8 protein-coding genes and 1 pseudogene are annotated in these 14,431 nt (G+C 44.0%); 8 read left to right on the top strand and 1 reads right to left on the bottom strand.

What is annotated here, in order from left to right:
- Positions 1 to 17 precede the first annotated feature (17 nt).
- The 8 genes and pseudogenes from ACNOGP_RS20730 to ACNOGP_RS20695 all read left to right on the top strand — a co-directional run.
- Positions 18 to 1,814: a RagB/SusD family nutrient uptake outer membrane protein gene (locus ACNOGP_RS20730; protein WP_418213612.1), complete on the top strand. Its 1,797-nt coding sequence runs from the start codon at positions 18 to 20 to the stop codon at positions 1,812 to 1,814.
- A gap of 18 nt (positions 1,815 to 1,832) precedes the next feature.
- The gene (locus ACNOGP_RS20725; protein ID WP_418213611.1) at positions 1,833 to 2,750 is read left to right on the top strand and encodes an endonuclease/exonuclease/phosphatase family protein; all 918 of its coding nucleotides are present in this window, start codon (positions 1,833 to 1,835) and stop codon (positions 2,748 to 2,750) included.
- 32 nt (positions 2,751 to 2,782) lie between these two features.
- Positions 2,783 to 4,636 (top strand): PQQ-binding-like beta-propeller repeat protein, encoded by a 1,854-nt coding sequence (locus tag ACNOGP_RS20720; protein WP_418213610.1) that lies wholly within the window; start codon positions 2,783 to 2,785, stop codon positions 4,634 to 4,636.
- 121 nt (positions 4,637 to 4,757) lie between these two features.
- Positions 4,758 to 6,815 carry a glycoside hydrolase family 65 protein gene (locus ACNOGP_RS20715; RefSeq protein WP_418213609.1) on the top strand — a complete coding sequence of 686 codons (2,058 nt, stop codon included), beginning with the start codon at positions 4,758 to 4,760 and terminating at the stop codon, positions 6,813 to 6,815.
- Entirely contained in the window at positions 6,815 to 8,263 is a 1,449-nt protein-coding gene (locus ACNOGP_RS20710) for a sialate O-acetylesterase (RefSeq protein WP_418214785.1), read from the top strand. Before ACNOGP_RS20715 ends, ACNOGP_RS20710 begins: the two co-directional genes overlap by 1 nt.
- Before the next feature lie 162 nt (positions 8,264 to 8,425).
- Positions 8,426 to 9,979, top strand: coding sequence for an ATP-binding protein (locus ACNOGP_RS20705; RefSeq protein WP_418213608.1), 1,554 nt, complete (start codon positions 8,426 to 8,428; stop codon positions 9,977 to 9,979).
- A gap of 365 nt (positions 9,980 to 10,344) precedes the next feature.
- Complete coding sequence (locus tag ACNOGP_RS20700) at positions 10,345 to 10,713, top strand: hypothetical protein (RefSeq protein WP_418213607.1); 369 nt, start codon at positions 10,345 to 10,347, stop codon at positions 10,711 to 10,713.
- Between the two features lie 32 nt (positions 10,714 to 10,745).
- Positions 10,746 to 11,654: pseudogene (locus tag ACNOGP_RS20695) on the top strand (IS3 family transposase); the annotation flags it as partial.
- A gap of 123 nt (positions 11,655 to 11,777) precedes the next feature.
- Here ACNOGP_RS20695 and ACNOGP_RS20690 read toward each other — a convergent pair.
- Entirely contained in the window at positions 11,778 to 12,992 is a 1,215-nt protein-coding gene (locus ACNOGP_RS20690; RefSeq protein WP_121765586.1) for an IS256 family transposase, read from the bottom strand.
- Positions 12,993 to 14,431: the final 1,439 nt, after the last annotated feature.

Genomic DNA, 14,431 nt, shown 5'->3' with positions numbered 1-14,431 from the left:
ATGGAAATAAAGAAGATATGAAAAAAATAAGTAATATACGTACTATCCTACTTCTCTGTGCTACGCTATTATTGGGAAGTTGTGACTTGACCGAGACGATGCAGGTGGAGGCTGACAAAGCTATGATTTTCGGTAGCGAGTCGGGGTTGCGTCTCTATGCCTATTCTTTCTACCGGGCATTACCAACACTCTCTACGGGTTACAATCAAGACGAAATGTGTGATATTGCTGCTGTCCGGCAGACAGATGTATTTGTACAGCAGAATGCATATAATGCGGAGACAGCTACCAGTTGGAGTTGGGGTACGCTTCGGAACATCAATTATTTTATTGACGGCTGTCATTCAAAGGAATGTACGGTAGACGCTGCTACCCGTGATAATTATTTGGGTATTGCCCGTTGGTTCCGTGCTTGGTTCTATTACAATAAGTTGACCCAATACGGAGAAGTTCCTTGGTTTGGTAGTGAAATCCAGTCCTATCAGTATGATATCATGTATAAAGAACGTGATAGCCGCGACGTTATTATCCGGAACATGATTGAAGACTTGGATTTTGCTTATGAACATATTCAGGCAACTTCTTCCGTCAACAGTTCTACGTTGACTAAGTGGGCAGCCGCCGCACTCAAATCCCGTGTATGTCTGTTCGAAGCCGCTTTTCGTCGTTATCATAAACTCACAGGGCTCGAAATTACTGCGGAAGAACTCTACGCGCAGGCTGCCGGTGCTGCCAAGCTGGTGATGGATAATAGCGGACTATCATTGAATATGGCGACAGGTACTAAAGGAGCTTACCGTGATTTATTTTACTTGGAGACCCCGATAACATCGGAAATCATTTTGGCGGTATGTGCCAATAGTGCATCGGGTATCTACGGAACCCAAAACTACTGGTATAACTCTCTTTCGTATGGTAAAGGTTGGAGCCTGGTTCGCCCGTTTGTCAATACATATCTGAATTTGGACGGTACTCCGTTCACTTCCGGAACCGGTTATGAAACTAAAAGCTTTGCTGCAGAAATGAAAGACCGTGACTTGCGGTTGGCTCAGACGGTTCGTGGATTGGGTTTCAAACGGGATGGAAAAGCGACTGTAGCCGATATGACCGTTTGCCTGACCGGTTATCATGTGATAAAGTATTCGCTTGATGATACTAAGTATGATAATAATGAAAAGAATAACAACAGTATTCCGTTGCTGCGGTATGCCGAAGTCTTGCTCAACTATGCCGAAGCACAGGCCGAACTGGGTAAACTTACCGATACTGATTGGAACAATACTATCGGTGCTTTGCGTCGGCGTGCAGGGATCACAGGCGGAACGGAAAAACTGCCTACAACCGCAGATACCTATTTACAGCAAACGTTCTATCCGGATGTCGCAGATCCTGTATTGTTGGAAATCCGTCGTGAGCGTGCTATAGAATTGGTAGCGGAAGGAATGAGATTTAATGATCTACGTCGTTGGAAATGCGGTGAGTTGATTGAACAACTTCCTTGGACGGGGATGCACATCACAGCATTGAATACGGATATTGACTTGAATGGTGATGGTACTCCAGATTGTTATTTTACCGACAACGGTACACAGTCGTCTAATAAAGACTGTAAAACGGTCAACGTGAAAAATGAAACAGGACTCTACGTTACTACGGCTCCTGCCGGTGGTTATGATTTGCAATACAATCCCGGTACGGGAAACCGCATCTGGTATAGTGACGACCGTCAATATCTCTATCCTATCCCGGCACAAGTAATCCGTGACTATGAAAGTGCCGGATATAAACTTTCACAAAATCCGAATTGGAATTAAAATAATAAAAGATTTACTATGATGAAATTTAGCCAAATATTGCCTGTGGTTGCTATTTATTTTATAGCATTAGGCGGATGTAGTAATACCGCCCCCGATTATTCCGAGTTTTATAGAGACCCTGAAACGGTCAAAGAAGAAGATCCGTCTTTGAATGACAATCAGATTAAGATTATGTCGTTCAATATACGTTATTATAATGCCAATGATAAGGAGGATAAAGCTTGGGATGTCCGTAAAGCTGCTTTCATACCGATGATTGCCGAACAAAGGCCGACAGTGATAGGCGTACAGGAAGCTCGTCCTCCACAACTGAAATGGTTGGAAGATAATTGGAAAGACTATGCATATATAGGCAAGGGGCGTCGTAACAATAATTCCAACACGGATGAATTTGTTCCTATCTTTTATCGGAAAAAAGCAGTTGAGTTGATCGATTGGGGGTGTTTCTGGCTTTCCGAGACACCGGATGTTGCGGCTTCTCAGGGGTGGGACAGCACCGTTCCCCGTGTTGCCACATGGGCAGTTTTCAAACACCTTGCTTCCGGTAAGAGATTCTTCTTTATTAACACTCATATTGATGTGGAGTCTAAAGTGGCACCGGTCAAGTCGATGGAAGTGATTATAAGTAAAATGTCGGAACTGAATCCCGAAAACTTGCCGATGTTGTTGACAGCTGACTTTAATAAACAGATTGACAGTAATATTTTTGACGGAGTTAAAAAGTTTATGACTAACGTACGCTTGTCGGCTCCGGTCACCGACTCGAAACACTCATATACAGGATTCGGAACAGCTACTCCTTATATCGTAGACCATATATTCTGTACCGGTTTCAAGCCTTTGAAGTTTGAAACGATAGATAAAGTCTACGAAAAAATCACCTATATCTCCGATCATTATCCTATCGTCGGCAAATTGGAATATGTAAAGTGATGAATTGTTCATATTAAAATTACAGAAACGCAATGAAAAGAATATTATATGTAGTAGTCGCTGCAATCTGTTTGTTGACAGGCTGTGCTCCTGATGATGAATCTTGGGTACAGGCCGGATTTACCACAGACAAAGAATCTTATGAGATTGGCGACCAGATAACTCTTACGAATACCTCGACAGCCGGAAACGCCCAGATTGCAGTCTGCAAATGGGAGTTTATGGGTAAGGTGATGTATGACCTGGCTTCTCCTGCGCCGTTTTATGTGAATGAAGGAGGGGAATACTTGTTTCGCTTGACTGTTACGTCAGATCGTGGAGCTATCAAGTCGGTTTTTGAAAAGACAATAAAGATAATAGATGACGGTATCCGTCCCATTGCCGATTTTAGCTGGTCGCCCGAACAGATTGTGGCAGGTGAGGAAATCACATTTACCGACCAGTCGAAAGTAGTGGAAGGACGTGAGATTGTTGCGAGAGAGTGGACGTTCGGGGCTATTCTTTCAACGGAAGAAAACCCGAAAATAACTTTTGGCTCGCATGGGAAAATTAACGTTTCACTGACTGTAACGGATAATAAGAAACGGAAAGATACCAAAACGGTTACAGTAGAGGTAGCCAAGAGTGCCGGTAGTCTTGGTGTGTTGTGGTCACATCCGTATGATGAGCAGGGAACGGTTATACATACTTCGCCGGCAACAAGTTCGGACGGGCAGTATGTTTATGTTTCATCCAGTAATTACAATCTGGTTTGTTTCTCTAAGTCTGGTGACCAACTTTGGAAATTTGATTGCGGACAGAATAATGAACCTAATAGAGGTTCTTCCTATCAGCATCCGACTCCTTCTGTTGACTCTGATGGAACGGTTTATGTGGCTGTCGGGGATAACACTTCTGCTCCAGACAAATATAAGTCGGCCAGTCTTTATGCTATTGCAGGTGGTGCGGATGGAGGTGCGCAGAAATGGTTTACTCCGATTGGGGCTAAGTCGAGTATGCGTCCATTCGGTGCTCCGGTGGTTACAGACCGATACGTGATGATTTTGACAAATTCAGCTCCAAGTACCGATGGTAAGCATTTTCGTATTTATGATAAGACATCCGGTAGTTTGAAGTATGCCGAAAAAACATCTTCCGGAACCTACGGTGGCTGTGTCGGATTGAAAGATGGCAGGATACTTGTCAATACTGGTCAGAGTGGAGGTCGTTCATACGGTACTCATATATTTTTCCCGAATGGTGGTAGTTGGGATAAATCGACCAATGAACAGGACTATGCTCCAAGCGATCAGCCTAATGGAAGTCAGTTAGCTGTTGGCGCAGATGGAAAAGTCTATGTCCTTTGCCACAACCTGGGAGCTAAATTGCCGACAACTGATACGCAAGCGTTGGTTTATTGTTATGATACAAAGAAGACGATCAAAGGGGAGGTGCCTACGCCTGAGTGGTATACGGCTGTCAAAGGAAGTAACAAACAAACTGGTTATGGCTTGGTAGTCGATGCTAAGGGAGTGGTGTACGTTGCTACGGACCAATATATAAGTGCGATTTCTTCTACCGGCTCCATCCTTTGGGAAACGGCAGTAGCAGGTACTGCTTATGGTGTTCCGGCTATAGATAATGAAGGATACATTTATTATAATGATACGGATAAAGGCTCACTTGTGAAACTCGAACCAAGTACCGGACAGGCGATAGCTTCACTTCAATTGGGTACAGAATTGAAGTCTTCTCCGACCATCTCTTCAGATGGTGTTATCTATGTGACCGGTATGCTGGACGGAAAACCGACCCTATTCGCTGTTGAAGGAGCGGCAACCGGCTATGCGGCTAATGCGTGGTCGCAGATGGGCGGTAATCCAAGTAAGAACGGATATATGTATTAGTTTTTTTATCCATACAGACTTTTAGTTAGCGTGTTTCTTTTTTCGTCGGAGCGGGCTTTGCCTTGCTCCGATGAGAAAAGACTGGCTATGCATTCATAAGAAGCTTATAAATACAGATAAAATGAGAAAAAGGAACTTTTTAATATTCCTGCTGTTGGGCGGGTTGTGGCCTGTTATTGGTCTGTCCGCACAAGATGCCTGGAAAATTACTGCAGAACAAATTGCCCCCCAATCCTATTATGGAATAACTGTAGCTAATGGAATGTTGGGGTTAGTCTCTTCTCCCGAACCTTTGAAGATTTCCCGCGTCGTGTTGGGAGGAGTTTATGATATCTATGGTAAAGGGAGAGTCAACAATTTCCTGCATGGCATCAATATGCTTGATACGGAATTGCAGATAAACGGCTCTACGGTGAGGGCTTCCCAGATATCCGGTTACAAACAGACTTTGGATATGCGTCGGGGAGTGTTTTGTGGAGAATTTGATTATAAATCACTGGCCCGTGTTGAATATCAATATACATCATTGCGTCATTTGCCTTATTCATGTTTGTTGCGTGTGCAGATCATTCCGAAAGAAAACATAGAAGTATCCGTAGCGAATATAATGACGGTACATGAGTCACTGCGTAATCCGCAGGAATATTACAACCGGATTTTCAATGGAAAGACAGCGATTGACCTCTGCACGTCAGTAGTAAAATCTCCGGTCCGGGAATTTGAAATCGGGGCTTGTTCGTCGTTTGTCTTCGATGACTCCTTTCCTCGTCCGGAAGTCTGTCATCGAAGTGCACGGGGAGTCGGGGTACATACGCAAGAGTTTACGGTCCGTTTACAGGCAGGTCAACCTTATACTTTTTCGATTATAGGGACGACGCTTTCCTCTGTCACTCATGCCGATGTCAGAAATGAGGTGGAACGGCTGACGGCATTTGCTGCGGTAGAAGGTGTCGAACGGTTATGGAGTAAGCACGAGGCTGCATGGGATAAACTTTGGGAAAGTGATATAGTGATTGAAGGCGATCTCCAGTCGCAACAAGATATTCACAGTATGCTTTATCATACGTATGCTTTTGTGCGTGAAGGATCGGGATTATCCTGTTCTCCGATGGGACTTTCGGGCTTTGGCTATAACGGACACGTGTTTTGGGATGCTGATATGTGGATTTTTCCGGCTTTGTTACTTCTTCATCCCGAATTGGCGGAATCAATGATAGAGTATCGTTATCAACGTCTGGACGCAGCCAAGCATAATGCTTTTATGCACGGTTACAAAGGAGCAATGTATCCATGGGAAAGTAGTGATAAGGGAAACGAGGATAATACGGTAACCAACATCTATGGTCCTTTCGAAAATCATATTACAGGGGATGTGGCTATGGCAACCTGGCAATATTATTCTGTGGTGCAGGATTTGGAATGGCTTCGCCAAAAGGGATTTCCCATCATTAGTGCCGCTGCCGATTATTGGGTGAGCCGTTCGGAACCGAATGAAGCAGGAGAGTATGAAATCAGGAATGTGATTGGAGCGGATGAATGGAATCAGAATCCTCAAGGGGGAAAGAATGTGAATAATAATGCTTATACAAACGGTATCGCAAAATCTACTTTGGAAGCTGCCTGCAAAGCTGCCAAACTGCTGAATATGAAATCGGACCCGATGTGGGCGACTGTTGCGGGAAAACTCCGTTTCCGGCAACTGGCCAATGGAGTAACGGCAGAACATGATACGTATGACGGAGCTATAACGAAGCAGGCCGATGTTTGCCTGTTGGCTTTCCCTTTAAAGCTTGTTACGGATAAAGAGCAAATCCGAAAAGATCTCGAATACTATCTTCAGACTGTTCCGAGAAAGAAAACACCAGCCATGTCGAAGTCCATTTACTCCATTTTGTTTACTCGATTGGGAGATCGTGAACGTGCATGGCATTATTTTAGGGATTCCTACTGTCCCAATCTGAATCCGCCATTCCGGGTGATAGCCGAATTTGACGGTGGTACGAATCCCTATTTCCTGACAGGGGCTGGCGGTGTGTTGCAGTCGGTATTGATGGGATTTGGCGGACTGGATATTACGGATAAAGGGATTGTTGCCGGAAAAGGAACGCTTCCTGACGCTTGGAAATCAATTACCTTGAAAGGCATAGGAAAGGAAAAGAAAAATTATACGATCAAATGATGCGAAGGATATTTATTTTTATAGGAATGATATTGGGTGTGATAAACGTACCTGCTAAAGTCGTTTTATCTTCCCTCTTTACCGATAATATGGTTTTGCAACAGCAGACAGAGGTACAAATTTGGGGTGTGGCGTCATTGGGCGAAACGGTATTTATCTGTCCCTCTTGGGATAAGAAAACGTACACAGCCCGTACCGATGCGACGGGTGTATGGCGTGTGAAGCTACAAACACCAGTAGCCGGTGGTCCTTATTCCATCCGTTTTAGCGAACGTGAAACGGGCTTGAATGAGGAAGAAACATTGACACTTCATGATATCCTTATTGGTGAAGTGTGGTTTTGTGCCGGTCAGTCGAATATGGAAATGCCGTTAAAAGGAAAAGCCAACCAACCTATTGATGAAGCGGTGGATATGATTGCTCATGCCCGTCCCTCACGGCCTATACGGATTTGTACTATTGGGCAGGAAGGGGCGCGGACGCCACAGAAAGAGTGTCAGGCACGTTGGTTGAAAAACACTCCGGAGGTAGTTGCGGAAACCAGCGCAACCGCTTATTTCTTTGCAAACTATCTTCAGGAAGTACTTGATGTGCCTGTCGGCATTATCATTTCCTCGTGGGGTGGAACGGCTATTCAAGCTTGGATGAACCGTGAGACGTTAACTTCTTTCGACACCTTCGATCTTGCTTTTCTTGACGATACAGCATTTATTGAACATCCGAAATATCAGCCTTGTATGCTTTACAATGCTATGATTGCTCCTGCCGAACGGTATACCATCAAAGGATTTCTGTGGTATCAGGGTGAATCCAACCGCAAAAATCCCGGTTTATATCGTAAGTTACATCCAGCCTTTGCCAAGATGTTGCGTGAGAAGTGGGGGCAAGGTGAGTTACCGTTTTATTATGTGCAGATCGCTCCTTTCGCATACGAAGGTGAAGAACTGGTCGGGAGTGCCTTGCTACGTGAGGCTCAGTTGCAAAACCTAAAAGAGATTCCGAACTGCAATATGGTGGTAACGATGGATATTGGAGATCGTGGCTGTATTCATCCGGCTCGGAAACGTAGAGTGGGGGAGCGGTTGGCGTTGCTGGCTCTTTCCGGCAGTTACGGGTTCGGGGGATTTGTGCCGGACACGCCTGTTTGCCAATCAATGGAAGTGAGTGAAGGTAAAGCATACCTTACTTTTGATTGCGGTATCGAAGGACTTGCACCGTTGGGGGCTACTTTCTCAGGTGTGCAAGTGGCTGGAGATGATCGTGTCTTTTATCCCGCTACTGCACAAATTGAAAAATACACAGGACGTCTGGAGGTGAGTTGTGACAAAGTTCCTTTTCCTGTGGCAGTCCGCTATTGTTTTCGAAATTATGAGAAAGGGACACTTTACAGTCGTTATGGCATACCTGTTTCTTCATTCAGGACTGATACTTGGGAGATAGAAGAATAGCTTTTTGCGTTACTTATATTTTTAGTATCTGTCTCGATATTTTAAAGAATATTCTTCTCTATGATTGAGTAACCGAATCTTTTAACTTGCCAGGATAGAGAATTCTATTTAAAATATATATCTTTGCAAGAAAGGTTTCTTTGTTATAATAAAGAAGAGAGTATGAGCAATAAAATTTATCCGATCGGTATTCAGAACTTTGAAAGTCTTCGTCAGGATGGCTATTTTTATATTGATAAGACGGCATTAATGTATAAGATGGTAAAAACCGGGCGTTATTACTTTCTGAGTCGCCCGCGACGTTTTGGAAAGAGTCTGCTCATCTCCACCCTGGAAGCATACTTTCAAGGTAAGAAGGAGCTTTTTGCGGGGTTGGCGGTAGAAAAGCTGGAAAAAGACTGGATAAAATATCCCATCTTGCATCTGGATCTCAATATAGAGAAATACGACACTCCGGATAGTCTGGATAAAATATTGAATGATAATTTGGAATATTGGGAGAGCCTGTACGGAACTCGTCCGTCCGAGACTTCTTTCTCCCTGCGTTTTGCCGGTATCATTCAGCGTGCTTGTGAAAAGACCGGACAACGTGTAGTCATTCTTGTAGATGAATATGATAAGCCTATGTTGCAGGCTATCGGTAACGAGGAGTTGCAAGCGCAATTCCGGAATACCTTAAAACCGTTTTACGGAGCTCTGAAAACGAAGGATGGTTGCATCAAGTTCGCATTTCTTACCGGTGTGACGAAATTTGGTAAAGTCAGTGTTTTCAGTGACTTGAATAATCTGGATGATATATCGATGCGAAAGGATTATGTTGAGCTTTGCGGTGTCAGTGACCGTGAACTTCGTGATACTTTAGATGCTGAGCTTCATGAATTTGCTGATGTACGTGGCGTGACGTATGATAAACTCTGTGCGGAATTGAAAGAATGTTATGATGGCTATCATTTTACACACAATTCAATCGGTATGTACAATCCTTTCAGCCTTCTCAATGCTTTCAAGTACAAGGAGTTCGGTAGTTACTGGTTTGAAACGGGCACGCCTACTTATCTGGTGAGTCTGCTGAAAAAGCATCATTATGATTTGGAACGTATGGCACACGAGGAGACAGATGCCCAAGTGCTGAACAGCATAGATTCGGAATCCACCAATCCCATTCCTGTGATTTATCAAAGCGGATATCTTACCATCAAGGGATATGATGAAGAATTTGGAATCTACCGTTTGGGTTTCCCGAACCGTGAAGTGGAAGAGGGTTTTGTCCGTTTTCTGCTTCCTTATTATGCGAATGTCAATAAGGTGGAGTCCCCTTTTGAGATTCAGAAGTTTGTCCGTGAAGTACGTTCCGGTGATTATGATTCTTTCTTCCGCCGCCTGCAGAGTTTCTTTGCCGATACCACCTACGAGGTGATTCGCGACCAGGAATTACATTATGAGAATGTCCTTTTCATCGTATTTAAGCTGGTCGGCTTCTATACCAAAGTGGAATATCATACGAGCGAAGGTCGCATAGACCTTGTCTTGCAGACGGATAAATTCATTTATATCATGGAATTTAAATTGAATGGGAGTGCTGAAGAGGCTTTGCGACAGATAAAGGATAAGCATTACGCCCTTCCTTTCGCTACGGATGGACGGAAGCTCTTTCAAATCGGGATAAACTTCAGTGCGGAAACCCGCAATATTGAAAAGTGGATTGTGGAAGCTTGAGTGTGCCTGCTCTTTTGATGGTGTATTGCATTAATAAACGGTACCCAGTTCTCGCCATCTATTTTTTTGAGTATTCCTCGATAAATAATACATTGTATTCTCCTCTCTATGAGTTTGAATGGACAAATCATCTGTCATCCTACACCAATTGCACCTTATGTTGTTGAATATTAGTATATTAATAGTGTGTAGGATAGTGGTGTAGGATGGTTGCAGATGCGGTGTATCCTACACCTTTCCCTCGCTCATCCTTATGCCTTGCTTTACTTATCCTTACACACTTTTCTTTGCCATCCTGCTTTTCGCCAATTGTTTCCTGCGTATGTGTCTTGTTTTAAAAAAGGTTGACTCCTAAAATCCCAATTATGGAAAAGGATCAAACATTACGTCTGTCATCTGCCTTGGAGCGGGTGAAAATGCATCATCACATCTATGAGATGTATTATGTCAACAAAAAATCAAAAGCGGATATTTTTCAGGAAACAGGTCTTTCCCGTTCTTCTTTCTATCGAGTTCTTCGTACCTTTGAGTCCTGTAATCCCCAAATCGCTGAAGAGATGAAGAAACAAAGCAAGGATGTCACTCCGGCAGATTATGACAAGCTCAAGCAGGAAGTGGCATTATTAAAGAAGCGACTGGCAACAGAGAAGCTGCGTGCCGACTTCTATGAAGAGATGGTCAACTTCGGTAAGGAAGTATATGGCATTGACTTAAAAAAAGCTGGCACCAAGTAGTCAGCAGGCTTCACACACGCGATGTCAGGGTTTATCCTGTGACGTCGCTGTGTGGACTGCTTGGTAAGAGCAAACAAGCCTATTACAAACATGTGGACACCCTGATGTCCAGACTGGCCGAAGAGGCTTTCTGCGTGGAGTATATCAGGGAAATCCGCGGTAAAGATCCCGGTATAGGCGGGGGCAAGCTATGGGAGATGTACAACAAGAAGTTTGGTAAGGATCACGGTGTGGGCTACAATCATTTCTACGACATCGTCGAGAAGTACAACCTCAAGGTACGCAAGAAGAATCGCCGCGCCCGCACCACGAACTCCGATCATGCCTATCCTACCTATCCCGACCTGACGCGACGGCTCATCCCTGAGTCCTCCAACCAGTTATGGGTAAGCGATATTACCTATATACCATTCTGGACTGTACCGGAAAAGGGTCTATATGATTTCTGCTATCTGTCACTGGTTACAGATTGTTACAGCAAGGAGATTGTCGGTTACAGCGTTGGCGCAACATTGGAAACTCTATACCCGATGGAGGCTCTGGAGATGGCCCTGAGACGTATAAAGGATGTCAAAGTCCTGAAAGACTCTCTCATCCATCATTCTGACCGTGGCGTGCAATACGCCAGCTACGAATACACCGGTCGCTTGAAGAGCCTCGGCATCAAGATCAGCATGACTGAAACTGGGGATCCGAAGGACAACGCTGTGGCCGAGAGGGTAAACAATACCATCAAAAACGAACTGCTCAAGGATATGGAATTTTTCAGCATCCACGGGGTGAAAGCTGCTGTCGAAGCCGCCATAGACTTCTACAACAACGAACGGCCTCACATGAGTCTGGATGGAATGACGCCGACAGAGGCGGGCAAGCAGGTTGGAGAAATAAAAAAAAGATGGATCAGTTACCGCGAGAAAGCCATCAAAGAGGTTGCAACTTAGGGAAATATCACTAACTTGGGGGCGTAAAATAAACTGTGTCATGCTCTATTTTCCTTTCAAACTCATCGGTCGGGGAGCGGCCAGCGCCAAGGGGCGGGACCACCCGTCCCGACGAGCGTAAAATTACAATAATTTAAATCTATCTCCAAACTTTATCGCTAATTGCCCAGCGATGGCCGCCCAATTAGCAATGGGCATGGTCCATTTCTTGCGTATGTTGCGGTAAGCGAGGTAGACAAGCTTCTCAAGGGCGGTATCATTAGGGAATACGCCCTTGTTTTTTGTAACTTTCCGTACTTGGCGATGATAGCCCTCGACAGTATTGGTGGTATATATCATGCGGCGTATATCCGGTGTAAACTGGAAGTATTCAGCAAGCCTTTCCCAGTTGTCCTGCCATGACCTGATGACAATCGGATATTTCTCACCCCATTTCTCATCCAGATTAAGAAGCTCTGTTTCCGCGGCTTCCTTGCTTACAGCGCCATAGACACGTCTCAGGTCTTTCATGAACTCTTTTTGATGTTTGCTGCCGACATACTTGACGGAATTGCGTATCTGATGGACGATACAGAGTTGGACGACGGTATTGGGGAACACGCTTTGGATGGCATCGGGGAAGCCTTTCAAACCGTCGACACAAGCTATGAGGATGTCACGCACGCCACGGTTCTGTAAATCGGTCAACACATTCAGCCAGAAGTTTGCGCCCTCATTTTTAGAGATATACATGCCAAGTAAGTCCTTACGTCCTTCCTTGTCTATAGCCAGGACATTGTAGATCGCACGGCTGACGGCACAACCTCTGTCATCCATTACCTTGTAATGAATGGCGTCGAGCCAGACTATCGGATAAACCGGGTCCAGACTCCGGGAACGCCATGCCTTTATCTCCGGAAGTACACGGTCGGTGATGGAACTGATTGTCTCGGCAGATACACGGTTACCCAGATTCTCTTCCATCCAGTCGCTTATCTCACGTGTGCTGTTTCCCAAAGCATAAAGCCCGATGATGCGGTCTGCAACACCCTCGGCAAGAATGGTCTCACGCTTCTTTATAAATTGAGGCTCAAACGTGGCATTGCGGTCACGCGGAGTAGATACGGTCACTTCACCCATGGAAGTCTGTACCTGCTTCCGCATCTTTCCGTTACGACGATTGCCACTCATACGCTCTTCATCGGAGAGATGGGCATCCATCTCGCCTTCAAGGGCCGCATTTAAAATACTCTCCAATAAGGGAGCAAACGCTCCATCCTTTCCCAACAAGGGCTTACCGGCTTTTAGCTGTTCGATGGCCTTGTTCTTGATACTTTCAAAATCAAATTCTTCGCTCATAAATAAACTGTGTTTGCAAAGTTAATATTTTATTCATTCCCTTTGTTGACACAGTTTAATTTACAACCTCCACTAACTTTGCATTGACCCACAAAGAATGTCCTACACAACCGCAGGGAGAGAGGAATCATATCCTAAGATAATCTCCTCGCTATTGTTTGATATTTTTTAAAGTCAACCTTAATAGCAAATAGCGAAAAAGAGCGTCAACTTGTAATAAAAATTAAGTATTAACTGAGTCAACCGACTTTGAAAATAAGCTTTAAAGTGGTCAACTAAAAACATTAAACCACAATGAACTTTAGTTTCCCCCGCTTGAAACTCTAGTTTCATCTGCCTGAAACTTTAGTTTCCCCTGCTTGAACCTTTAGTTTCATTTGCTTGAACTTCTAGTTTCCTGTGGTGAAACAACATTTTCTGTTACTTGAAACTGTCTGTTCTACCGCTCTCTTTCGGCTCTTGATACTTGCTTTTCAGTCATTACTGCCTGTCTTCTTAGTCATTAATAGCCTATGTATTGAGTATTAACACCCTGTACGTAGGTTGTTAATATCCTATATGTGAATTATTAATATCCTATATATTGGTTATTCCTATCCCGTATTTAGTCTGTTAATATCCTGTATATCTATTGTTTATTGTTCCCCTTCATCGTCTTCCGTCGGGTGATAGGTGACAGGTGTGGTGATAGGTTGACAGCAACCTATCACCATGCCTTAAACCCCGATGAACAGGGACGCTTATGATTACAGGTGATAGGTGATAGAGGAAAGTGCGAAAAACTTCTGTGTGTATCCGTCCTGCCCGCTTCCTTCTTTTTCCCCTTCGCACACACATACGCACGCATGAATATAATAATGTATCCTTTCCCTCGCTTCCTTTGTCCTTTTCTCCCGCTGTTGAAAAAATATGTTCTGTAACATCGTTATGATTCAGCTAGTTAGCATATATCTTCCAAAAAACTTCAAAAAAACAGTGGAATATATTTGGAGTATATCCGAAAAGCGAGTACTTTTGCACCCGCTTTCCAGGAGAGGAGAGCCTTGCGGAATTGACATGATGACAAAGCGTAGGACCTCTTAACTATAAGAACAAAAAAGATCCGGAAAAGTTTGGATCATAATAAATAAAGTTCTTATCTTTGCAGTCCGATTCGCAAAGAAACGCGGTTTAGCGTTTTTCGTTTTCGTCCCTTCTTTCCCTTTCGCCAAGAGAGCCTGAGAAACGAACCGAAAAAGAAAAACGAAAAAAAACTTCCGAAAAGTTTGGCAGTTAAAATAAAACCCCTTACCTTTGCACCCGCTTTTGAAAACGAAGCGCAAGTTCTTTGAAATATTGATAAACAATACAAGTAGTACAAGTTAAAATAGAACCGTCAATGCTTATATAATATAGGTATAGGTAATAGAGTCAATAAATTGTACGGCATCCTGAACAGA

Source organism: Bacteroides difficilis, from assembly GCF_048319815.1.
Taxonomy (GTDB): Bacteria; Bacteroidota; Bacteroidia; order Bacteroidales; family Bacteroidaceae; genus Bacteroides; species Bacteroides zhangwenhongii.
Note: the sequence above shows the minus strand (reverse complement) of the source record. Positions and strands in the feature narration are given on the sequence as shown.

Excerpts from the sequence above, each read along its gene's own strand:
- ACNOGP_RS20730 (WP_418213612.1), top strand. The coding sequence starts at position 18 with ATGAAAAAAATAAGTAATATACGTACTATCCTACTTCTCTGTGCTACG.
- ACNOGP_RS20725 (WP_418213611.1), top strand. The coding sequence starts at position 1,833 with ATGATGAAATTTAGCCAAATATTGCCTGTGGTTGCTATTTATTTTATA.
- ACNOGP_RS20720 (WP_418213610.1), top strand. The coding sequence starts at position 2,783 with ATGAAAAGAATATTATATGTAGTAGTCGCTGCAATCTGTTTGTTGACA.
- ACNOGP_RS20715 (WP_418213609.1), top strand. The coding sequence starts at position 4,758 with ATGAGAAAAAGGAACTTTTTAATATTCCTGCTGTTGGGCGGGTTGTGG.
- ACNOGP_RS20710 (WP_418214785.1), top strand. The coding sequence starts at position 6,815 with ATGCGAAGGATATTTATTTTTATAGGAATGATATTGGGTGTGATAAAC.
- ACNOGP_RS20705 (WP_418213608.1), top strand. The coding sequence starts at position 8,426 with ATGAGCAATAAAATTTATCCGATCGGTATTCAGAACTTTGAAAGTCTT.
- ACNOGP_RS20700 (WP_418213607.1), top strand. The coding sequence starts at position 10,345 with ATGGAAAAGGATCAAACATTACGTCTGTCATCTGCCTTGGAGCGGGTG.
- ACNOGP_RS20690 (WP_121765586.1), bottom strand. The coding sequence starts at position 12,992 with ATGAGCGAAGAATTTGATTTTGAAAGTATCAAGAACAAGGCCATCGAA.